The following is a 22,038-nucleotide window of genomic DNA, read 5'->3' as shown; positions in this document are numbered from 1 at the left end:
CGCCGGTGCGGCGGGCGGGTGAGGTCTCGGGGACGGGGCGGGGCGCGCCGCCGCCGGAGGGCGACGGCGCGATGATCGCTCCTAGTACAAGCGGTCCGGCAGGGCCTCGGCGGCCTGCTGCTGGTCGAACTCGGCGTCCTCGACGACGATGCGCTTCTCGACCTCTTCGCCGGCGACGACCTTCTTGGCGATCTCCGCGAGGTCCTCGCCGAGCATCGGGTTGCACTCGACGATGTAGTTGATCTTGCCGTCGGCGAGTGCCTGCATGCCGTCCTTGACGGCGTCGATCGTCACGATCTTGACGTCTTCACCGGGCGTCAGGCCGGCGGCCTCGATCGCCTCGATGGCGCCCAGGCCCATGTCGTCGTTGTGCGCGAAGACGATGTCGATGTCGTTGTGGGAGTTCAGGAAGCCCTCCATGACCTGCTTGCCGCCGGCGCGGGTGAAGTCGCCGGTCTGCGAGTCGACGAGCTCGATGTCGGTGCCGTCGATGGCCGCGGCGAAGCCCTCCTTGCGGTCGATGGCCGGGGCGGAGCCGGTGGTGCCCTGCAGTTCGACGAGCTTCATGGACTCGCCGTCGAAGTTCTCGGCGACCCAGTTGCCGGCGCGCTCGCCCTCGAGGACGAAATCGGAGCCGATGAACGACTCGTAGAGGCTGTCGTCCTCGGTGTCCACGGCGCGGTCGGTGAGGATGACGGGGATGCCGGCAGCCTGGGCCTCCTGCAGGACGGCGTCCCAGCCGGTCTCGACCACCGGAGAGAACGCGATGACGTCCTGGCCCTGGGCGATGTAGGAGCGGATCGCCTGGATCTGGTTCTCCTGCTTCTGCTGGGCGTCGGAGAAGCTGAGCTTGAAGCCGTTCTCCTCGGTCAGCGTGTCCTGGATGGACTTGGTGTTGGCCGCGCGCCAGCCGGACTCCGCGCCGACCTGGGAGAACCCGATCGAGATCGTGTCCCCGCCACCGCCGCCGTCGCCGCCGGCATCGGGGCTGTCCGCACCGCCGCACGCGCTCAGGGCGACAACCGCCGCGACCGAGGCCACGGCAGCCGCGCTGCGCAGGAAGGTCTTTCGTTTCATGGTCTTCTCCTCAGGATCGTCACCGACCGGTTGCGAGTCATCCACGTCGGTGGCAAGTGTGTTAGCGCTCACAATGTTAGCGATAACAACCAGGGGTCGATAGTGCTGCAGGTCACAATCGAATAACGGTGACGCCGAGTGTCGAGCATCGACAGAAGTTCAACGTTTTCCCTTGCTCCGGCATCGAACCGAGAGTCGACGCAGACCAAAAAGGGCCGGCGCTCTCCACGTGGAGAGCGCCGGCCCTGTGCTCGGTCTGCGGGCGGTTAGAGCCCCTGGGCCAGGCGGTAGTACGCCTGGTTGAAGCGCACCTGATCCGCGAAGCCACGGCGCGTGGTGTCCTCGTCGATCACGAGCAGCTCGGTGCGCGAGATCTCCGCGAAGACCTCGAACGCCTCGACGCCGGCCGCCGTCGACATGACCGTGTGGTGCGCGCCGCCGGCCGTGAGCCACGACTCCGCCGAGGTCGAGAAGTCCGGGCGCGGGCGCCACACGGCGCGCGCAACCGGCAGGTTGGGCAGATCCTGCGGCGGCACGACGACGTCCACGACGTTCGCGGTCAGGCGGAAGCGCTCGCGCATGTCCGCGAGGGAGACGACGACGGCGCCGGCCGCCTCGTCCGCGTTGAACACCATGCGCACGGGGTCCTCGCGGCCGCCGATGCCCAGCGGGTGCACCTCGATTCGGGGCGTCGACGTGGTCAGCGAGGGGCAGACCTCGAGCATGTGCGCGCCGAGGATGAGCTCGCTCCCCGGGGTCAGGTCGTACGTGTAGTCCTCCATGAGGGACGCGCCACCGGGCAGGCCGGCGCCCATGACCTTCGCGGCGCGCACCAGCACGGCGGTCTTCCAGTCGCCCTCGGCCCCGAACCCGTAGCCCTTGGACATCAGGCGCTGCACGGCCAGGCCCGGCAGCTGCCGCAGCCCGCCGAGGTCCTCGAAGTTCGTCGTGAACGCCTTGGCGCCGGCGTCGACGAGGAACTTCTCCATCGCGAGCTCCTGGCGCGCGGCGTAGCGCAGCGACTCGTGCCGCTCACCCCCGACACGCAGCTCGGCGGCGACGTCGTACTGCTCCTCGTACTCGGCGACGAGCGCGTCGATGTCAGCCTCGGAGACCGCCTCGACGACTTCCACCAGGTCGTTGACGGCCCACGTGTTCACGGAGACGCCGAAGCGCAGCTCGGCCTCGGTCTTGTCGCCCTCGGTGACGGCGACGTTGCGCATGTTGTCGCCGAAACGGACGAGCTTGAGCGACTGCGTCGCGGCCCAGCCGGCCGCACCGCGGACCCAGTTGCCGATGCGGGCGGCGACGGCCGGGTTGGAGACGTGGCCGACGACGGTTGTGCGGGAGGCGCCGATGCGGGTCGCGAGGTAGGCGTATTCGCGGTCGCCGTGCGCGGCCTGGTTCAGGTTCATGAAGTCCATGTCGATGGACTCCCACGGCAGCTCGACGTTCGCCTGCGTGTGCAGGTGCAGCAGCGGCTTGGTCAGGGCGTTGAGCCCGGAGATCCACATCTTGGCCGGGCTGAACGTGTGCATCCACGTGACGACGCCGAGGACGGCGTCGTTCGAGTTCGCCTCCAGCATGGCGCGGCGGATCGCGTCCTTGTCCTTGAGCACGGGCTTCCAGACGATCTTGGCCGGGACCTCGCCGGAGGCGTCCAGGGCTGCGGCGACCTGCTGCGACTGTTCGGCGACCTGCGCCAGCGTCTCCTCGCCGTAGAGGTCCTGGCTGCCGGTGAAGAACCAGACCTCCTGGTCGGCGTACGGCTTCTCTGCCTGCGTCATGTTCATCCTTTCGTGAAAGTTCTCGGGCCGGCTATTTGCCGTAGACGTTCTGGTAGCGGTCGTAGAGCGAGTCGATGTGCGCCTGCGCGATCGGCGCCGGATCCCCCAGCTGGCGGGAAATGTGCACGGTGCGGGCGACCTCCTCGCACATCACGGCGGCCTTCACGGCGGCGCGGGCGTCGGCGCCGATCGTGAACGGCCCGTGGTTCTTCATCAGCACGGCGGGGCTGCGGGACCCGCTCAGGGTCTCGACGATGCCGCGGCCGATCGAGTCGTCGCCGATGATCGCGAACGGGCCGACGGGCACGGGGCCGCCGAACTCGTCGGCCATCATCGTCAGCACGCACGGGATCTCCTCGCCGCGCGCAGCCCAGGCCGTCGCGTACGTCGAGTGCGTGTGCACCACTCCCCCGACGTGCGGCATGTGCCGGTACGTGTAGGCGTGCGCGGCGGTGTCCGACGACGGCGAGAGGGCGCCGTCGAGCAGCTCACCGTCGAGCGTGCAGACGACCATCGATTCGGGCGTCAGGTCGTCGTAGGAGACGCCCGAGGGCTTGATGACGAACAGATCGGCGCTGCCGTCCGGGACGTCGGGGTTGGGCACGCGCTGGGAGACGTTGCCCGCGGTCCAGACCACGAGCTCGTAGCGGGGCAGTTCGGCGTGCAGGTCGGCGACGATCCGGCGCGCACGCGCGACCTCGTCGCGCACGGCCTGCGGGAAGGCGGCCAGCGGTTCAGCGGCTCTCATGGGGGCTCCTGGTCTCGGGAGGGTGGTCAGAGGTTCTCGGTGGCGGCGCGCTCGACGGCGAGCCCGGCCTCGTAGCGGGTGAGGAACGCGGCGTAGCCGGCCTCGTCGGCCGGATCGGGCGCGACGACGTCGAGCTCGGCGTCCGCGAAGACCCGACCGGCTAGGTACTCACCCAGGGACAGGGACGCGTCCGGGGCCTCGAACACGTGGCGGCGGTACGCGGCCAGGACGGCGACGCCCCACGCCCCGCCCTCGCCCGCGGTGGCGCCGACGGCGACGGGCGCCCCGATCGCGGCCGCGAGGAAGCGCTGGGCCACACCGGCCGTCTTGAACAGGCCGCCGTGGGCGAACATCGCGTCCAGCTTCACGCCCTCGCCGGCGAGGACCCGCATGCCGAGGCTCAGCGTGCCGAACGCGGCGTAGACCTGGGTGCGCATGAAGTTCGCCAGACTCAGGGTCGAGTCCGGGGTGCGCGCGAAGAGCGGCCGGCCCTCGTCGAGGCCCGTGATGGGCTCGCCGGAGAGGTAGTTGAAGGCGAGCAGCCCGCCGCCGTCGGCCTCGCCGTCGAGCGCGGCGGCGAAGAGCGCGCCGAAGACGTCGTCGCGCGAGGCCGTCGACCCCAGGGCCGCGGCGAACTCGCCGAAGAGCCCTGCCCACGCGCCGAGCTCGCTCGCGCCGTTGTTGCAGTGCACCATGGCCACGAGGTCGCCGGCCGGGGTGGTCACCATGTCGAGCTCGTGGTGAACGGCAGCCAGCGGCTGTTCGAGCACGACCATCGCGAAGATGCTCGTGCCGGCGGAGACGTTGCCCGTGCGCGGGGCCACCGAGTTGGTCGCGACCATGCCCGTGCCGGCGTCGCCCTCGGGCGGGCACAGCGGGATGCCGGGACCGAGCGCGCCGCTGGCGTCGAGCAGCCGGGCGCCGTCCTCGGTCAGGACGCCGGCGTCGGCGCCGGCGGAGAGGACCTCGGGCAGCAGGTCGGCCAGCGGCGCGGCCGGGGCTGCCTCGCCTGCGGAACGACGCCGGTCGGCGAGGGAGTCGTACGCGGCGAGCATGCCGGCGTCGTACCCGCCCGTGGCGGGGTCGATCGGGAACATGCCCGACGCGTCCCCGACGCCGATGACCTTGCGCCCGGTGAGCCGCCAGTGCACGTAGCCGGCGAGCGTCGTGAAGAAGGCGACCTCGGGCGCGTGCGCCTCGGCGTCGAGCACGGCCTGGTGCAGGTGGGCGATCGACCAGCGCAGCGGGATGTTGTAACCGAAGAGCTCGGTGAGCTCGGCGGAGGCCGCGCCCGTGGTGGTGTTGCGCCACGTGCGGAAGGGCACGAGCAACTCGTCGTTCGCGGAGAAGGCCAGGTAGCCGTGCATCATCGCGGAGACGCCGATCGCGCCGAAGGTCGCCGGTCGCACGCCGTAGCGGGACTCGACGTCGTCGCACAGTGCGGCGAACGCGGAACGCAGGCCCGCCTCGACGGCGTCGAGCGAGTACGTCCACATGCGGTCCTCGAACTGGTTCTCCCAGCCGTGGCTGCCGCTGGCGAGCGGCGCGTGGTCTGCTCCGATCAGGCTGGCCTTGATGTTGGTCGAACCGAGCTCGATGCCGAGTGTGGTGCGGCCGGCCGCGATGGCCTCCTGCACGGCGGTGCGCGTCGAATCCATGAGGTGAGTCCTTTCCCCGCGCTGCGGGAACCGATGATCGGTGCCGTCCCGGGAGCGCGTCCGCCCTCCGCAGGGATTCCATCACCTATGTTAGCGCTCACAATTCGTGACGCGCAACACGGGTGCTCGGATGAGCACCGGGGATCGCCGGGCGGGTTCAGGAACGCGGCGGGGCGCTGCTGCCGCGGGGCACGAGGCTGGGCGCGAGCACGCGCGCCTCGCCGGGGGTGCTCGCCCCGTCCAGCAGCGCGTCGAGCGCCGCCCGGCCCACTTCGGCGAAGGGCTGGCGCACGGTGGTCAACGCGGGGATGTAATACGCGGAGCTCTGCAGGTCGTCGAAGCCGACGACCGAGACGTCGTCCGGCACCGCGACCCCGGCCTCCCAGAAGGCGCGCAGCAGGCCGATCGCGAGATAGTCGTTCGCGGCGAACACGGCGGTCACGGCCCCCGCGCGCACCTGCTCGACGAGGCCCGTGCCGACGCCGAACCCGCTCGCGGCGAACCAGTCCCCCGCCGCTGCCTCGACGGCCTCGCAGCCGGCCTCCGCCATCGTCTCCCGCCAGCCGCGGAGGCGCTCGGCGGCGTCGAACCAGCCGACGGGGCCGGAGACGTGCACGATCCTGCGGTGCCCGAGGCCCAGCAAGTGCTCGGTGGCCTGGCGAGCGCCGTCGCGCTGATCCACGTAGACGTACTGGACGGGGTCGGCGGCCGTCACGTCAGTGCGCGCGGCGACGACCACGACCGGGATGCTCAGCGCCGTCTCGTCGATGGCGCGCGTGACGTGCTCGAGCGGGGCGACCACCACGACGCCGTCGACCCCCTGGTCGACGAGGTGGTTCAGCGCAACCAGCGCCGAGTCGACGTCGTAACGGTCCAGGGAGGTCACGGAGACGAAGTAGCCGCGGGCGCGGGCGGCGGCCTCGACGGCGAGCACGGTGGACTGCGGGCCGAAGAACTCGCTGCCGACGGTGAGGATCCCGATCGTGGACGTGCGCGCCGTGACGAGCGCGCGGGCCGCGCGGTTGCGCCGGTAGCCGAGCCGTTCGATGGCCTCGAGCACGCGTTCCCGGGTCCCCTCGCGCACGTTCGGATGCTCGTTGAGCACGCGTGAGACGGTCTGGTGGGAGACGCCGGCGACGGCGGCGACGTCCGCCATCGACGGGCGCCGCGACGGGCGGCTCTCGGCCGCGTGCTGTTCTGGGTTCACGGTGGTCATTATTCCAAACGGTTCCGGGGGCACGGTGAGCCCAGCAAACCAGAGAACGACGCCGGCGCGCCGCCTTTCACAGGCGACGCGCCGACGTCGTTCAGCATTCAGGACCCGGAATCAACCGGTTCCCGGACGGGGACTCAGGCGTCCTCGTCCTCGACCTTCTCGGCCACGAGCGTCTCGGTCGTGAGCACGAGCGCCGCGATGGAGGCGGCGTTCTGCAGGGCCGAGCGGGTGACCTTGACGGGGTCGATGACGCCGGCCGCGACCAGGTCCTCGTACTCGCCGGTCTTGGCGTTGAAGCCGTGGTTCGGGTCCAGATCGGCCACGCGGGCGGCGACGACGTAGCCGTCGTAGCCCGCGTTCTCGGCGATCCAGCGCACCGGCTGCACCAGGGCGCGGCGGACGATCCCGACGCCGGCGGCCGCATCGCCCGTGAGGGCGGTGACGGTCTCGTCGGTGTCGAGCACGGCCAGCGCGTTGACGAGGGCGGTGCCGCCGCCGGCGACGATGCCGTCCTCGAGCGCGGCGCGCGTCGAGGACACGGCGTCCTCGATGCGGTGCTTGCGCTCCTTGAGCTCCACCTCGGTGGCGGCGCCCACGCGGATCACGCCGATGCCGCCGGAGAGCTTCGCGAGGCGCTCCTGGAGCTTCTCGCGGTCCCAGTCGGAATCGGTGCGGTCGATCTCGGCCTTGATCTGGGCCACGCGGTCGTTGACGTCGGACTCGGAGCCCGCGCCGTCGACGATCGTGGTCGCATCCTTGGTGATCGTGACGCGGCGAGCCGAGCCGAGCACCTCGAGGCCGACCTGATCCAGCTTCAGACCGAGATCCGGGGAGACGACCTGCGCGCCCGTGAGGATCGCGATGTCCTGCATCATGGCCTTGCGGCGGTCGCCGAAGCCCGGCGCCTTGATGGCGACGGCGTTGAGCGTGCCGCGCAGCTTGTTGACCACGAGGGTGGACAGGGCTTCGCCCTCGACGTCCTCCGCGATGATCAGCAGCGGCTTCTTGGCCTCGAGCACCTTCTCCAGCAGCGGCAGGAAGTCCTGCACCGTGGAGATCTTGCCGGAGTTGACCAGGACGAGCGCATCCTCGAGGACGGCCTCCTGGCGCTCCGGGTCGGTCACCATGTGCGGGGACAGGTAGCCCTTGTCGAACTGCATGCCCTCGGTGATGTCCAACTCGGTCTGGGTCGTGTTGGACTCTTCGATGGTGATGACGCCGTCGGTGCCGACGCGGTGGAACGCGCGGGCCAGCAGTTCGCCGACCTCGTCGTTCTGGGCGGAGATCGCGGCCACGTTGGCCACGTCCTCGCCCTCGACCGGGCGGGCGTTCTCGGCCAGGCGGGCCGTCACGGCCGCCACGGCGGCCTCGATGCCGCGCTTGACGTCGCCCGGTGCAGCACCGGCCGCCACGTTGCGCAGGCCTTCCTTGACGAGGGCCTGGGCCAGGACGGTGGCGGTGGTGGTGCCATCGCCGGCGATGTCGTTGGTCTTGGTGGCAACCTCTTTCGCGAGCTGAGCGCCGAGGTTCTCGTAGGAGTCCTCGAGCTCGATCTCGCGGGCGATGGTCACGCCGTCGTTGGTGATGGTGGGGGCGCCCCACTGCTTGGCCAGGACAACGTTGCGGCCGCGGGGGCCCAGCGTGACCTTGACCGTGTCGGCAAGCTTGTCGATGCCTGCCTCGAGCGCCTTGCGAGCTTCGTCGTTGAACGCGAGCTGCTTAGACATGGTGTAACTCCTTCAGCGCGGCGTGCAGCCCCGGACCTGTCCGGGCCGGGGCTGCACGCGTAAAAGACTTACTTTTCGACGATCGCCAGAACGTCGCGGGCAGACAGCACGAGGTACTCGGCGCCGCCGACCTTGACTTCGGTTCCGCCGTACTTCGAGTAGATGACGACGTCGCCCTCGGCGACGTCGACGGGGACGCGGTTGCCCTTGTCGTCGAAGCGGCCCGGGCCCACGGCCACGACCTTGCCCTCCTGGGGCTTCTCCTTGGCGGTGTCAGGGATGACCAGTCCGGAAGCGGTGGTCTGCTCAGCTTCGAGCTGCTGAACAACGATACGATCCTCGAGAGGCTTGATGGAGACCGACATGCGGCTCTCTCCTTTGCGTGAGTTACCAATGGTTACTGGGGCCAGAAGGGGTGTAACCAACCGTCGTCGCGGTGCCAGTTGGCAGTTCCTCAGGCTTTAGCACCCGACGGCGTCGAGTGCTAATCACACTTTATGGAACGACTGGCACTCATGCAAGCAGACTGCTAATTCTGGTCGGCGCGTCGCATCACCTGGAGGGTGCGTGACGCGTCGACAAGCCGGACGGGCAGCGGCAAAACGTTCAGTGTACTGAACGCTTCGTTCTTGTTACCGTCACCTCATGAGCACCTGGGCACAATCCATCGGCACCCGCGTCACCGGTATCCGCACCCACCGCGGCCTCTCCCTGTCGCGGCTGGCCCGCGAGGCCGGAGTCTCCAAGGCGACCCTGTCCGGCTTGGAGGCCGGCACGGGCAACCCGACCCTCGAGACCATCGAACGGCTCGCCCTCGCCCTCGCCATCCCCGTGACGGACCTGCTCGTCAGCACCGAGCGCGCGACCCGAGTGGTCCGCGCACCGCGGGACGCGGCACCCGCGGAGCGCAGCGTCCAGCTCCTGGCACGCGTGGCCGGGATCCGCGACTGGGAGGTCTGGAACCTGACCATGCCGCCCGGGGCGAGTTTCCAAGGCGTCCCGCACGCGCCCGGGACCGTCGAACTGATCCGGGTCGCCGCCGGCAGCCTCCGCGCCGGGCCCGACGACGAACCGCACGACCTGCACCCGGGCGACCTCATCGAGTTCGCCGGTGACTGCCTGCACCGGTACGTCGCGGGGCCGGCGGGGGCCGACGTCGTCGTCTCCCTCGGCTCCTCCGGCGACCAGGCACGCCCGTGACCCCGCTCGCCTGGACCACCCTGCTCACCGCGTGGACGGTGGCCGTGGCTTCGCCGGGCCCCGATTTTCTCGCCGTCCTCCACACGTCCCTGCGCCGCGGCCGCGCAGCCGGGGCACTCGTCGCCTGCGGCGTCGTCGCGGGCATCACGCTGTGGCTCGCGGCCGCGCTGACGGGTGCTTCGATGCTGCTGAGTGGTCACGCGACGCTCTACCTCCTCATCCGCTGGGCGGGCGCGGTCTTCCTGATCCTCTACGGGGCGTCGATTCTGCGCGGGGCGTGGAGGAAACGGCGTGACGGCACCTCCGCCGCCGCGGCGGCAACGGCCGCCCCGGAACCCGTCTGGCATTCGGTGCGCCGCGGCTTCCTGACCAACACGATCGGCAATCCCAAGGCGCTCGTCTTCTTCGGGGCGCTGTTCGCCTCGATCCTGCCGCCGGGCACGACGACGACGGAGAACCTGCTCGTCGGCGCGGTCATGGCCGCGATCGGGCTGGGCTGGTTCCTGCTCGTCGCCGCCGCGGCGCGCCTGCCCGCGGTCGTCTCCGCCTATCGACGCGCCGAGGGGGCGGTCACTGCGGTGCTGGGCGCCCTGTTCGTCGTGTTGGGGATCGTCCTGGCACCCGGGCTCGGACTCTGACCGGGAGTAGACCGCTCCCAGTTGCCTCGCGACGTTCGTCGCCGCGAGGCGTGGGGCGCCCCGCTACTTCGCGGCGGGCCGGGCCAGCGTCGCGGCCCCGAGCTCCTGCAGCAGCACGTCCCAGACTTGCAGCGCGGGCACCGGTTGGATCGCCACCGTTCCCTCGTCCTGCGCACCGACGGCGTAGTGACCGGCCGCGTCGGCGTTGAGCCAGCTGCGGGCGAACGGGGTCTTCTCGATCTCCATGTTCCAGGCGAACCACGGCTGGGCGAAGAGCCTGGCGGTGGCCGCGTCGCACCCGGCTGGTGCCGTCAGCTGCCCGTCGACTCCCCGCTCGTAGTCCGCGTGCGTCAACGTGTCGAGATCGCCGGCGACGGTCCAGGCGGGGCCGAGCCCGGCCCACGCCGCGATCAGCGCGGGCAGACCCTCGACGGGCACGACGTCGGCGCGCACCTTGCCCTCGGGCGTCGCCCCGCGCGGCGCCTTCCCGTGGACGATCTCAGCGGCCGGGGCTCCGGCGAGCACGAACGCCCGGCCCGCACCGACGTGGATCTGCAGCCGAGTGTCCGTGCCGTGGTGGCGCCCGGTGAGCTTGACGGAGAAGTCGCGGTCCCGCAGTGCGTCGAGCATGAGCTCGAGCGTCGGAGTGAACGCGCCGCCCGGCTCCATGAGGCCGCCCGCCACGAACTCCTCGACGACCTGCGGGTGCGCCATGAGTTCGAAGCGGCCCAGGCCGTGCCGGTCGAACTGGGTGATGAGGAAGGCGATGGTGGAGTCGCTGAGCAGCGGCCCCTCCGTGTCGAAGGACTGCGAAGCGGGCAGCTTGGAGAGGTCCTCGACGGGGTGGCCGGCGAGCTCGCTGAGCCACTCGTCGTGCCGGGGTTCGCGCTCCCCGGTGGAGGTGTCCACGTCGCGCGTCCCGGGCCCCGGCACCGCACCGGTGCGCGCCCAGCGGATCGAACCGGCGATCAGCGAGTTCCCCTCGAGTACTTCGGCGGCCAGGTGCACGGGCGACGTCGTCGTGATCTCGAGGGCGTAACCGCCGCGGGCCACCAGGAACCGCTCGACGATGAGGTTGAAGCCGTCGGCGTCGTACGTGAAGCGCTGCCGGCGCGCTTCGGTTCCGTCGATCTCGGCGAGGTCGTGCGAGATGAAGTGGCAGTTGTTGAAGACGGCGCGGGTGGAGGCGAGCGAATAGGCCGCGAACGCGGCCAGCGACCCTGCGAACTCGCTCTCCCGCACGACGACGTTCGACCGGAACGCCATGCCCTCCGCCTCCGGATGCGCGAGCACGAAGGTTGCGTCGCCCGGCTCAAGTGTCTCCCATGCCTCGGGCGCAATCAGCCGCACACTCTCGATCTCGCGCTCGCTCCACCCCTCGGGCAGTGCTTCTGTGGAGCTCATTCGATCTGCTTTCCGCCTCCGTCGACGCGCCTGTGCGGGGCGTTCCCAGCTGGCCGCCCCAGACGCCCATAGAGCTTGCCGCCGGGGCGCAGGTCCTGACTCAGCTTGTCCTCGCCGCGCGCCATTTTCTCTTCGTCCTCCTTGACCCACTTCGGCAGCATGAAGCGGGGCAGCCAGAAGAACCCGATAATTCCGATAGGCAAACCAGCAAAGGCAGCCACGACGCAGACAAGACCGACCAAAGTCATGATCGGCCCATGCAGCAAATCAAGCCCATGGAGGACCATAAAGATCGATAGGCCCAGAAATGCGAGCCCCAGATATAGACCCGCTAGACCAGCCCACCCGGGAAAGAATGATTTAAGTGCCAGCCACATGACATATTTGCCTCGATAAGCCAACACGCCGGAAACAACAAGAACTAGACTCATGCAAAAGAAGAAGGTTGCAGCGCCCCAGTCAAACAAAATGTACTCCCAAACTAGAATTCATGAGGCCTAGAAAAGTTCGTCCCACACTTCACTGACAGCTTCGGCCATGTCACCGCTGAGATCTCCCGCCCAATCACCGGCAATGACCAAACCATCCGCGGCCGCATCTTTCCAACCCAGGTGATCCAACATGTAAGAGGCAGTGATGCCGATTGCGAACCCGGCGATCGTGCCGATTGGTCCACCGATGACGGTACCGATGGCCGCCCCCGTTGCACCAGCCCCCAGATCAATGCCGACCTTCGTCGTTCCTTTGACCGCGGCTTCGTAGGCGGCACGATCATCGACTTGCTCCTGAGACCAGTCAGCGTGTTTCGCCCGAACCTCAATCTGGGCGTCCTGGTGCTCATCCGCGTACGTGGCTGCGGCGCTCAACCCAACACCGAGGGGCCCCGCGGCCCTGGCGGCCCGCGTCCATCCTTTCGCGTCCTTAACGCTGCGGGCAAAATCAGCGACCCGCTCGTCAAGACGCCACAGCGGAGGCTTCGGCCGAGCAGCCAGGTCTTGCCAACGGGTCGGATCCTTCCTAACCCAGTTTCGGTAGAGGCGATTGCGCCCGTAGAGCCAGCCATTGATTTGCGGCTTCAAGTTCATGAAAGTGCGCTCGGTCCACGTCATGTCGCTGACGATCTGCCCCTGCACCGCATGAACCTGCCGCTGATACATGATCGCCGAGGACATGTAGACGCCTTCGCTGCCGGAGACGTACGTCCCGCTCGGCACCACGGCGATCGGCGCGAGGCTGTGCACCAGAATCGTGGCCGGCTCGATGATCTTCTGCATGAACCTGTGATCCTCGAACTGACTCATCTTGAGCCCTGCGCCGACCACACCGGAGGCGATTCCAGCCTCCCGGGAGGCAATCGTGTCCACGAATCCGGTCTCGGTCACGTCGACGCTCCGGATCCGAGCAGCGCAATTCTCCGCGGACTCAACGAAGTCCGCAGCCACCGAGTTGACGAGCCCCTGCAGGTGGACCCTCGACTCAAACCTCTCACCGGGCGTCGGCGAATCCGTCGTGCACGCATTGAGATTGAAAGCTTCGATCTCACCCCATAGCGCCTGCCGGCGCTGGACCAGAACCTGCACCTCGTCCGCGAAGGCCTCCAAGTGCCCCGCGATCCGGTCCGTGGCCCGCTGGACAACCACCCCGTGCGCAGGCGGAAGCGACATGGCACCCACCAATTGCTCGCGCCCCTCACCGCTGCGGTAGCCGCGCTGCACGTTCGCCCATCCGTCGGCGGCATCCTCGATCGTTGCTGCGACGACGGAACCTCGGCACCGCAAAGCCCCGGCTTCGCGTCGCACCGACTCGGCAGCGGGCCAGTACTCGAGCCCCGACGTGTCCAGCGGAACGGTGTACGCCACCGTCATGAGTCCGCTCGCATTCTGTCGAGGCTGCGGAGGTCGGGGGCTTCACCGGCGCTGGCGTTCGCGCTGTCCATCATCTGCTGGTCCCCCTCGTCGACAGCGCGGACAACGTCCCGCAGGACCTGGGCCGCATTGGCCATCCGGTTCTCCGCCGCCAGGACCTGCTGCCCCAGCACGTCGTTCCACGAATCCGTGAGCGCAGCCTGAATCGACGCCACCCGCACCGCGATGGCCGTCTCTTCGACGGCGGCCGACAGCGCTTCCCTCTGCGCACCCACCGCCGCGACGCCGCCGTCCATGCCCGCTGCCACGGACTGCAGCGTCAACGGCTCGATGTCGTACCCGTTCAATGCCAACTGAACCCCTCTCCACTGCGGCACCATGCTACCGACCGGCCGCACCGGCACCCCGGAGTTATCCACAGATCGAATCTTCGGGCGTCTGGTCGCGTCAGATCCTCGTCGCCTCGCGACTCGTCACCCTGTGGATATCTCATGCGGCGAGTGGACGAACCGGTTAGGCTCTTTTCTTGAGAGTGAGTTGGGGCATACGAGAGGCAGTCGTCAGTGAAACAGTTCAGTCCCGCGTCCGTCGTGTTCGCAGGTCTCCTCGCGTTGGCGTTGGCCGGGTGTTCCGGTACGACGCCGGAGCCCTCCGAGTCGCCATCCCCCACATCGGCGGCGCCGACGAGCAGCGCTCCTCCCACGCCGAAACCGGCCACGAGCACCTCCCCGGCAGAGAATCTGGAACCCCCGCAGATGCCGGAACTGGCCACGGAGTTCTCAGTGGCTGGCTTCGAAGCCTTCGTCGAGTACTGGTTTGATGCCCATAATTACGCGCTTGCCACTGGCGACGTGGAACTGATGATGGACGTTTCCGACGATAGATGCGTCTACTGCCTCAATCACGAGCTGGGGATCAAAGAAATCTATGAAGCGGACGGGTGGATCGATGGAGGTGACGTCGTACCATCGTCTTTCTTTACGAACATGGCGGAGCTCGAAGGAGGGCTGTATCAGGGGAACTTCACCCTGAAGCAGATGAAGGGAACGGTCTACACCGCCGAAGGTGACGTAGATGAATCGCAGGTATTCGATCCTGACGATTATGACTATGAGATGCGCGCGTATCATGACGGCGATGGCTGGGTCGCTAGCAAGATAGATCTCTGGGAACAGCCAGATGACTAGTTCACAACTAATGATTGCAGCGCTGGCACTCACGATTCCCCTGAGTGCCGTTGTGGGTACGTCATTCGCTTCTCTCAATGGCGCCGCGGGCGAGGGCGAGTGGCTATTCGAGGGGGAGGATAGCGAGAGCGGCGACGGTGGTGGTGGGGGCTCAAACGGCGAGAACAGCGCCTCAAATCCAGTCCCTGAGCGAGCTACAGAATGGGAAACCTATGTCCCGTACTGCAGAGATAGATCCAACCTAACCGGCGAAGAATCAGACGATTGTCATGCTAGTGCGAGCGCCCGCTGTGATGAGGGCGAGAGCTTTTACCAGATACGTCACCACACTCGTGAGAACCCAGAAGGTTCGCTGACGCCGGGAGTCGCGTGTCTGTCGGATAGTTCGCCACTCATCGTTGATGCGGACGCGCCTGAGGAGGTCGTCACGGTAACGACGAACGAGTTTCGGTCGTTGCCGATTCCGTCGTCGGAGATCGTGTTCGAGTCACCCGTCGAGGGGCACGAGGAGTACGGCATCGCGCTGATCCGTCAGAGGGTCAACCAGTGGGCCGACAGTCAGGTGCACATGCTCGATACCACTGTGCTCGGCACCGTCGTTGAGGTCCGCGCCACGCCGATCGAGTACCAGTGGAACTACGGCGACGGGAACCACCGCACAACCTCTCATGCCGGCGACGCCAGGCCCGATGACGCAGATCCGTACGAGTACCGGACCTACACGGACAACATCTACGAAGAGACCGGCAACTACGAGGTCAACCTGACCACGGTCTACACCGGCGAATTCCGCTACGGCGACTCCGGCTGGATCCCGATCTCCGGTGTGGCCTCGGTACCGAGCGAGCCGAAGATCAACAGCATCTGGAAACGCGAGACCCGCAACGTCTCGGCCGACTGCATCGAACACCCCGAGGGCTGGGCCTGCGATTCGCCGTTCCTGAAAACTCCGCCTTGGGAAGAGGAGTAGTAGCCCTCAGGTCGCGAGGCCGTGGCGGACCAGTGGATACTCCCGTCGACGAGAAGCACGGGCTCCCCTCTCGCTGAGTCCACCCGATACGCTGGTGTACATGGCCCCCACCCCGCAGCGCGCCGACGCGAATCAGTCCGTCGAGAACCTCGCCCCCGTCCTGACGTCGGAGGGCTTCGGCCTGCTCGAGTCGCTGCCCGCCGACGCGGCCATGACCGAGGACGCGGCCCTCGCCACCAACCTCGCCCTGCGCAAGGCGGGGCACGATCCCGAGGTCGTGACCGCCGTCGTGCATCAGGCGCGACTGCGCGCCTTGGCGGGTATGAAGTTCGGGCCGTTCGCCGAGCACATGATGCTCACCCGCGCGGGCCTGGAACAGGCGACACGCATGAGCGTCGCCGCGCTGCACGCGCAGCGGTTCGTGAAGGCAGGCTTTAAACGCGTCGCGGACCTCGGCTGCGGCCTGGGCGCGGACGCGATGGCGATGGCGACGCTGGAACTGGACGTCACCGCCGTCGAACTGGATGAGACCACCGCGGCCGCCGCGACCGTCAACCTCATGCCGTGGCCGAACGCCCGCGTGGTGCAGGGCGACGCCACCGAATTCGATCTCGAGGGCTTCGACGCGGTGTGGCTCGACCCGGCCCGCCGCACGACCAGCACCTCGGGCACGTCGCGCGTTTTCGACCCGGAGGCGTTCAGCCCGCCCCTGTCTTATGTAGAGAGCCTCTCGAACGCCGGCCTGCCCGTCGGTGTGAAGCTCGGCCCCGGCATCCCGCACGAGTCGATCCCCGAGGATTGCGAGGCCCAGTGGGTCTCCGTCGAGGGTTCCGTCACCGAGGTCGCCCTGTGGTTCGGGCCGCTGGCGCGCCCCGGAGTCAAGCGCGCGGCACTTGTGCTGTCGGCTGACGGTGCCGCCGAGCTCACGAGCGAGAAGCACGACGACGTTCCCGCCGAGCCGGAGATCTCCGAAATCCGCGACTACCTGTACGAGCCGGACGGCGCCGTGATCCGCGCGGGACTCGTGCGCGAGGCGATGTTCCTCGTCGGCGGCCACCTGCTGGACCCGCACATCGCGTACTTCACCGCGGAGACGGCCGAGCAGACCCCGTTCGCGCGCGCTTACAAGGTGCTCGACGTGATGCCGTACAACATCAAATCGCTCAAGCGGTGGGTGAAGGACAACGGGATCGGCGTCCTCGACATCAAGAAGCGCGGCGTCGACGTCACCCCGGAGGAGTTGCGCAAGATCCTGCTGGCCGGCTCGGGCCGGAAGGCCAAGGGCAAGGCGACGCTGATCCTCACGCGCATCGGCGATTGGCGCGTGGCCATCAACGTCGAGCCGGTCTAGTAGGCAGGCGCCGGCCCCTAGTTCACGCGGGCTGCTGTTCTGGGAGCGATCGTCGGGAGAGAACCCGGGGCCGATTGAGCTGGATGGGCGGCGGCCAGGCGGATTGGGAGAATCACGGCAAGACCGGTGCGCCGGATCTCGCGTTCAAACTCTTCGAACGGGTCATCGGGCCCGACGTGGCCCCCAGGCCGTCGGTGATCTTGCGCAAATGCTGAATGGTGATGCTGTTACTTCGACCACAGTTGTGCCCTTTCGCAGGAGGTCTAGAAGTCCGCATCAGGTCTGTCACTCACGGATGGCATCAAAGTGCCAGAGTCCGCTCCATCGGAAATTCCCTGATTGTGCGCAAATAGGAACTTCCTTGACCGAACCGGTTAGGCTACTCTGTGATTGGAAAGTGCATCAACAGTCCAAGATGACAACATTCACAGAATACGGATAACAATATGAGTAAAGTGTCTCGCCGATCAACACTAACTGTGGCCGCTTGGACTGCACCCGCGATCGCATTGTCTGTCGCAGCGCCGGCAAGCTCGGCTTCGACCGGAATCGACGAACAGGCCGGACTATCCGCAGGCATGATCGGCAATCGCGCTGGTCTCAGTCCGGCCAATGTGCCCGGTTGGCGCTGGTCGATCTACGACCGGACGCCCGCAATCCTGGACACCCTGCCTTGGGTATATGTTGAAACTTGGGATCAGACACTTGGCGGCGGCCCGTTCGCCACTGAGGAAGAGGCCCAGTTGGCGGCTGCTGCCGCCATTACCGCGCAAGAGGTCAACTACGACTATTTCGTAACACGCACGTCAGATCCCCTTTCGCGGACCGTGCGTGACTGCCGTGCGACGTTTGGTACGTGGTCGTCGTACGACTCCGTCGCTTCATCGGCTCAAACGACGATCGTTCCCGACGGCGCTGGCGGATTCACCTACGAAGTAAAGTTGACTGCAAGCCGAGATCTCACTATCTACGAACTGGGAAGCTCAATCGCAAGCGGCGGCCCGACCATTGCTTACAGCTTCGGCACGTCCCGGCGTCCCGTGGACACCGGGCTTGGCACTCCAAAGCCGATTTTCACCATAACTCCTGTAACAACTTCAACCCCAGGACCCGCAGGCACAATCTCCGGGGACATGTACTACGGCTCGGCAACGGCCTAGTTTCACAGGGACTCGGCGGCTCGGCTGCCCGCACTTAGAGCCGCCGAGTCTCCATTCAACGAGCAATCTCGTTGTTCTTCGCTTGGATGTTGCAGATGCGGTCGATCGGGAGAGCCCTCTTGAACGCGGACCCGGGATAGATGAAGATTCTCGTTCGTTCTATGCCAAACCCCCGGGCCGTGTCGTGGTGGGTCATGACCAGTGACACCGTGCACGCGTGCGAGACGTCGGGCCAATCCACGTGAGCCCAGAATCCCGTCGGGGCCTCCTTGCTTATCGCCCGCGTGGACCTCGTAGTTGACCAGGTGTAGATAGTCTTCGGTTGCCGCACTCAGGAACATTTAGTCCTGCCGCGGGGCACGCACTTCGAGCTCGTCTCGCGGACGATCTGAGGCCTTCCTTCGACACGAGGACCTCCGGATGATCGTGGGCGTGGAGAACGCCTCGAGACCGGAGGTCCTCGTCTTGCACCGTCGCGACACCCGTTTCACAGCCACAGTCGGGAAGACATCCCAACGCGCTATATCAGTCGACAAGGCCCTTCATTTCTAGGCTGTGCCCCATCAGAGCATCACTGCCGCACGAGCCGTTGATAGGCAACCGTCGCGAGCGCCGCCGCTTGATCTCCGAGAACACTGTCATCAAAGATAACGCGTGGCGAATGATTGAACTCGACCGTCGACGGATCCGTTCCGTCCGGCGAAGTCAGCATCGCGATGAAAGTCCCCGGCACCTCGTCGAGAACAAAGGAAAAGTCCTCGGATCCCATCATTGGTGTTTCCATCTCCATGACACGGCCATTACCGAAAGCGACCCGCAAGTCGTCCATGGTCGACTGCGTTGTCGATGGATCATTCGTTGTGACGGGATAGAGCACAGTGAAGTCCATGGTGGCACTGCATCCGTGGGCTTGCGCGATGCCGTCAACGAGGCGGGGCAGCTCGATCTTCAGGCGTTCCAGCGAAGTAGCCGACAACGAACGAACGGTTGCCGCGATCCGTGCCTGTTCCGGAATAACGTTGAGCGCGCCCGCCCCCGTATCAAGCCGGGTCACGGACAGAATAACCGGATCGAAAGCGTCGAATCTGCGTGTAACGAACGTCTGCAGAGCCATGACAAGTTCAGCCGCCACAGGGACCGGGTCTATCGTCTGATGAGGTTGGGAGCCGTGTCCGCCACGACCGGTAATCACAACTTCCAATTCATTGGATCCGGCGCAAATTGCCCCCGAGCGCGTGGCGAAGACCCCCTTTGGCCCGGGGGCGACGTGAATGGCGTAGGCCGCAACAGGTCTTTCGCCCGCGACGTCCAGGAGCCCTTCCTCGAGCATGACCTTCGCTCCCCCATGGCCCTCTTCGCCCGGTTGAAACATGAAAATGACGTTTCCAGGAAGGACGTCACGGTGGGCTGAAAGCAGCCGAGCCGCGCCCACTAGACCGGCCGTATGGAGGTCATGACCACACGCGTGCATGTTGCCGTTGGTCGAGGAGAAGTCGAGGTTCGTAGCCTCGCGGATCGGAAGCGCGTCCATGTCACCGCGAAGTACGATGGTCGGCCCCGGTAGGGCACCACGCAGAAGTGCGACGATCGATGTTGTTCGTTGACCGAGAGTGAGCTCGAGCCCCAGGTCAGAAATCGTGTCGAGCACCCTTCTCTGCGTGCGCGGTAGATCGAGCCCGAGTTCAGGGTCAGCGTGGATCGCTCTGCGGAGCGCGACAAGCTCGGGAAGCAGGTGGTTGGCCTCCGCTGCGAAGTCCGGAATTGCCGAACCGGGTTCCGTGGTTCCAGGCCGTATTTCATTGAGTCTGTTAGTAGTCATAACGCATCCTTGTCATTGTTGAACCCGCTGGAGCCAGCCTTTTCAGGGTGAAATTCAGGAGGGCTTGGTTCGTTCGACGGTCGATCAGATTCGAGCATGAGCAAGCACACCACCGCACCGATGAAGGCAAGTCCGCTGATGGTCCAGATAGTGATGTATCCCTCGATCGCCGCGAACCTGCCGTCGGCTGCTGCAAACACTGACAGGATCAGACCGAAGATGGCCCCAGCAGCAGCTCCTCCGAGCGTTCGGAGCGAGTTGTAGACACCCGTGGCAATACCCGTTTGGTCCTGGGGGGCTCGTTCTGCGAGGAGGGCCGGGAGCGCTCCGAGGAGAAGTCCCATTCCGATACCAGAAACCCCAGAGGTCAGCCAAAGGTGCCAAAGTTCGGCATGAAAGACGGTTTGCGCAAGATTGGCTGCAGCTGCGAGGACTGCCCCGAGAATCAAGACTGTGCGGATGCCAATCAATTTGGCGAGATAGGCAAAAGATGCGCCACCCACGGTGGCTAGCAGCGTGATCAGGGCCAACACACCTGAGACCGTGCTCGGAGTGGCTTCGAAACCGTACCCTGTCGCCGCCGGATCGGCCGCCAAGAACGTGGAAAGCGGCGCCTGTCCACCAAAAACCACCATCCCAAACAAGAATCCTGTCAGATATATCGGTCCGAGTCGACGCGAAACGATAAGCCGTACGTCGACCGCAGGAGAGCTCACACGCAACTCCCAGAGCACCCAGGTGGTAAAGACGAGCAAAGCTGCGGCCAGCGATGCAATCGTCGACAACGATCCAAAGCCCTCACTTGACGCGAGCCGGAGCCCGCTCAGGAGAAGTACCATCGCGACCGCCAGACCGATGAAACCAATCGCATCGATCCTCCCTCTGCTCCGGGAGTTCGATTCCGGAACTTTGAAGAACACCGCGTACGCGCTGATGGCGACAAGCACGACGGGCAAAGCCAGTGTCGCCGACAGTGACGGTGAGACCGAATCGACGATGCCGGCGGAAACCGTGCCGAGGATGGCCCACCGGTGAGGAATGAAACGAGGAGTCCGATGGCCTTCCGTGCCGACTCGCCTGAAATTCGGCCGTGCACTAGCGCAATCTCAAGCGGCAGCCACACGGCAAGCGGGCCCACGAGAACTCGGGCAACCAGCACCAAAGGGTAGCTGGGCAAGAGCGCCGTCACGATCGTTCCGATCAGCACGGAGATAATGGCGATTCGCAATACGCGTCGATGACCGAAAAGGTCCCCCAGCCTCGACATCAAAGGAACAAAGACAGCCGCAGCGAGGGTCTGCACCGTGAGGAACCAGGTAATGTCCGCATCGGTGGTACCGAGGTGATCAGCAATCTTGGCCAGGAGCGGTGGATAGTATCCCTGCACGAATCCACTGGCTAGCTCGCAGAAAATAAGAAAGCCGACGACGGCGCGCGGATTCTTCTGCGGTTGAATTCGACCAAGATGAGTGTTTTCTAACATGATTCTCCGTCATGAGGTGCGGTCCGATTGCCGTGATGGAATAGGGAGAACTACTGAAGATAGCGCGGCGGGTTCTCGACAAGAGCCGAAATAACTGCACGAAATTGATCGCCAGTGATGTGAATCTGTTTGATTGATTGCCGGTAAATCGTGAGCCCGGCAATAGTATCGAGCACCAGGTCCCTGTCGATGTCCGCCGGGACCTCACCTCGCGCAACAGCGCGATCAATGATCTCTACACCGCGATCACGCCGCAGTCGAAAGAAGTCCTCCCAAAGGTGAACGTAGACGTCGGGCTCGAACATGGCCGTGAAGCCTTGACCGCTGGCGCGTTTTCCATCGACAAGGCGCTGGTTGGACTGATTCTGGAGGGCGTGATCCAGGAGATCGTCAATGAGATTCCCGCGATCCGGAATGTCGCCCAGACTGACATGTGTCTTGATCGCCGCGGCAACCAGCGCCCCCTTGTCCGTGAAGCGACGATATACAGCCGCTTTGCCGCATCCCGCCCTCTTGGCGACGTGCTCGATTTTCAGAGCGCTGTAGCCCTCCTCGATCACGAGCGTTGCTGCCGCCAGCAGAATGCGCTGCGTCAGGTCTTGATCCGTCGGCCGCCCGGCATTGCCTGGGTCGGACGGTTCATGTGTGGCATACGTCATAGGCGATATAATACGGAACGTTTCGTTTCATGCAAAATGCCGCTTCGTCGCCAGTCGGAAGCCTTTGGCGAACGAAGGTGCCGTGCCAT

At 66.1% G+C, this 22,038-nt stretch carries 20 protein-coding genes and 1 pseudogene; 6 read left to right on the top strand and 15 right to left on the bottom strand.

Annotated elements, in window-relative coordinates:
* Nucleotides 1-81: 81 nt before the first annotated feature.
* The 7 genes from EV380_RS02140 to groES all read right to left on the bottom strand — a co-directional run bounded on the left by EV380_RS02140 (nucleotide 82) and on the right by groES (nucleotide 8,578).
* Nucleotides 82-1,077, bottom strand: coding sequence for an ABC transporter substrate-binding protein (locus EV380_RS02140; RefSeq protein ID WP_130449013.1), 996 nt, complete (start codon nucleotides 1,075-1,077; stop codon nucleotides 82-84).
* A 266-nt stretch (nucleotides 1,078-1,343) separates the two neighbouring features.
* Nucleotides 1,344-2,864 (bottom strand): L-arabinose isomerase, encoded by a 1,521-nt coding sequence (araA, locus tag EV380_RS02135; protein WP_207219281.1) that lies wholly within the window; start codon nucleotides 2,862-2,864, stop codon nucleotides 1,344-1,346.
* A gap of 31 nt (nucleotides 2,865-2,895) precedes the next feature.
* The gene (locus EV380_RS02130) at nucleotides 2,896-3,612 is read right to left on the bottom strand and encodes an L-ribulose-5-phosphate 4-epimerase (protein WP_130449009.1); all 717 of its coding nucleotides are present in this window, start codon (nucleotides 3,610-3,612) and stop codon (nucleotides 2,896-2,898) included.
* Nucleotides 3,613-3,638: 26 nt separating this feature from the next.
* Nucleotides 3,639-5,270: a xylulokinase gene (locus tag EV380_RS02125; protein ID WP_130449007.1), complete on the bottom strand. Its 1,632-nt coding sequence runs from the start codon at nucleotides 5,268-5,270 to the stop codon at nucleotides 3,639-3,641.
* 157 nt (nucleotides 5,271-5,427) lie between these two features.
* Entirely contained in the window at nucleotides 5,428-6,486 is a 1,059-nt protein-coding gene (locus EV380_RS02120; RefSeq protein WP_102160574.1) for a LacI family DNA-binding transcriptional regulator, read from the bottom strand.
* A gap of 134 nt (nucleotides 6,487-6,620) precedes the next feature.
* Nucleotides 6,621-8,213, bottom strand: a complete 1,593-nt coding sequence (gene groL, locus EV380_RS02115) for a chaperonin GroEL (RefSeq protein WP_102160572.1) — start codon at nucleotides 8,211-8,213, stop codon at nucleotides 6,621-6,623.
* Between the two features lie 68 nt (nucleotides 8,214-8,281).
* Nucleotides 8,282-8,578, bottom strand: a complete 297-nt coding sequence (gene groES / locus EV380_RS02110; protein WP_102160569.1) for a co-chaperone GroES — start codon at nucleotides 8,576-8,578, stop codon at nucleotides 8,282-8,284.
* Between the two features lie 280 nt (nucleotides 8,579-8,858).
* Here groES and EV380_RS02105 point away from each other — a divergent pair, with 280 nt between their 5' ends.
* Together EV380_RS02105 and EV380_RS02100 are read left to right on the top strand one after the other, a co-directional pair.
* Entirely contained in the window at nucleotides 8,859-9,413 is a 555-nt protein-coding gene (locus tag EV380_RS02105) for a helix-turn-helix domain-containing protein (protein WP_102160565.1), read from the top strand.
* Nucleotides 9,410-10,051: a LysE family translocator gene (locus EV380_RS02100; RefSeq protein ID WP_165391871.1), complete on the top strand. Its 642-nt coding sequence runs from the start codon at nucleotides 9,410-9,412 to the stop codon at nucleotides 10,049-10,051. The genes EV380_RS02105 and EV380_RS02100 overlap by 4 nt, the downstream gene beginning before the upstream one ends.
* 63 nt (nucleotides 10,052-10,114) lie before the next feature.
* On the opposite strand, the gene EV380_RS02095 is transcribed toward EV380_RS02100, so the two are convergent.
* From EV380_RS02095 to EV380_RS02080, 4 genes are read right to left on the bottom strand one after another with little or no spacing between them, the layout of a single operon-like run.
* On the bottom strand, nucleotides 10,115-11,455 hold the full coding sequence (locus EV380_RS02095) for a hypothetical protein (RefSeq protein WP_130449003.1): 1,341 nt from the start codon (nucleotides 11,453-11,455) through the stop codon (nucleotides 10,115-10,117).
* Complete coding sequence (locus tag EV380_RS02090; protein ID WP_130449001.1) at nucleotides 11,452-11,922, bottom strand: hypothetical protein; 471 nt, start codon at nucleotides 11,920-11,922, stop codon at nucleotides 11,452-11,454. Before EV380_RS02090 ends, EV380_RS02095 begins: the two co-directional genes overlap by 4 nt.
* A 30-nt stretch (nucleotides 11,923-11,952) precedes the next feature.
* Nucleotides 11,953-13,314: a hypothetical protein gene (locus EV380_RS02085; RefSeq protein ID WP_130448999.1), complete on the bottom strand. Its 1,362-nt coding sequence runs from the start codon at nucleotides 13,312-13,314 to the stop codon at nucleotides 11,953-11,955.
* Between the two features lie 2 nt (nucleotides 13,315-13,316).
* Nucleotides 13,317-13,673, bottom strand: coding sequence for a hypothetical protein (locus EV380_RS02080; protein WP_130448997.1), 357 nt, complete (start codon nucleotides 13,671-13,673; stop codon nucleotides 13,317-13,319).
* Nucleotides 13,674-13,883: 210 nt separating this feature from the next.
* Between EV380_RS02080 and EV380_RS02075 the strand changes: the two genes are divergently transcribed.
* The 4 genes from EV380_RS02075 to EV380_RS02060 all read left to right on the top strand — a co-directional run bounded on the left by EV380_RS02075 (nucleotide 13,884) and on the right by EV380_RS02060 (nucleotide 17,988).
* Nucleotides 13,884-14,507 carry a DUF6318 family protein gene (locus EV380_RS02075; protein ID WP_130448995.1) on the top strand — a complete coding sequence of 208 codons (624 nt, stop codon included), beginning with the start codon at nucleotides 13,884-13,886 and terminating at the stop codon, nucleotides 14,505-14,507.
* A gap of 478 nt (nucleotides 14,508-14,985) precedes the next feature.
* Entirely contained in the window at nucleotides 14,986-15,477 is a 492-nt protein-coding gene (locus EV380_RS02070; protein WP_207219279.1) for a hypothetical protein, read from the top strand.
* A gap of 100 nt (nucleotides 15,478-15,577) precedes the next feature.
* Entirely contained in the window at nucleotides 15,578-16,828 is a 1,251-nt protein-coding gene (locus EV380_RS02065; RefSeq protein ID WP_102160600.1) for a class I SAM-dependent methyltransferase, read from the top strand.
* 578 nt (nucleotides 16,829-17,406) lie between these two features.
* Nucleotides 17,407-17,988 (top strand): hypothetical protein, encoded by a 582-nt coding sequence (locus EV380_RS02060; RefSeq protein WP_130448991.1) that lies wholly within the window; start codon nucleotides 17,407-17,409, stop codon nucleotides 17,986-17,988.
* A 571-nt stretch (nucleotides 17,989-18,559) separates the two neighbouring features.
* Here the strand turns inward: EV380_RS02060 and EV380_RS02055 are convergent.
* The 4 genes and pseudogenes from EV380_RS02055 to EV380_RS02040 all read right to left on the bottom strand — a co-directional run bounded on the left by EV380_RS02055 (nucleotide 18,560) and on the right by EV380_RS02040 (nucleotide 21,949).
* Entirely contained in the window at nucleotides 18,560-19,807 is a 1,248-nt protein-coding gene (locus EV380_RS02055; protein ID WP_130448989.1) for a M20 metallopeptidase family protein, read from the bottom strand.
* Entirely contained in the window at nucleotides 19,804-20,829 is a 1,026-nt protein-coding gene (locus EV380_RS16805) for an MFS transporter (RefSeq protein WP_341272783.1), read from the bottom strand. Before EV380_RS16805 ends, EV380_RS02055 begins: the two co-directional genes overlap by 4 nt.
* Before the next feature lie 8 nt (nucleotides 20,830-20,837).
* Nucleotides 20,838-21,290 (bottom strand): annotated as a pseudogene (locus EV380_RS17000) (MFS transporter); the annotation flags it as partial.
* 50 nt (nucleotides 21,291-21,340) lie between these two features.
* The gene (locus EV380_RS02040; protein ID WP_130448982.1) at nucleotides 21,341-21,949 is read right to left on the bottom strand and encodes a TetR/AcrR family transcriptional regulator; all 609 of its coding nucleotides are present in this window, start codon (nucleotides 21,947-21,949) and stop codon (nucleotides 21,341-21,343) included.
* Nucleotides 21,950-22,038 lie beyond the last annotated feature (89 nt).

Origin of the sequence: Zhihengliuella halotolerans (assembly GCF_004217565.1) — a bacterium.
Classification (GTDB): domain Bacteria; phylum Actinomycetota; class Actinomycetes; order Actinomycetales; family Micrococcaceae; genus Zhihengliuella; species Zhihengliuella halotolerans.
This window is presented reverse-complemented; position numbering and strand designations above follow the sequence as displayed.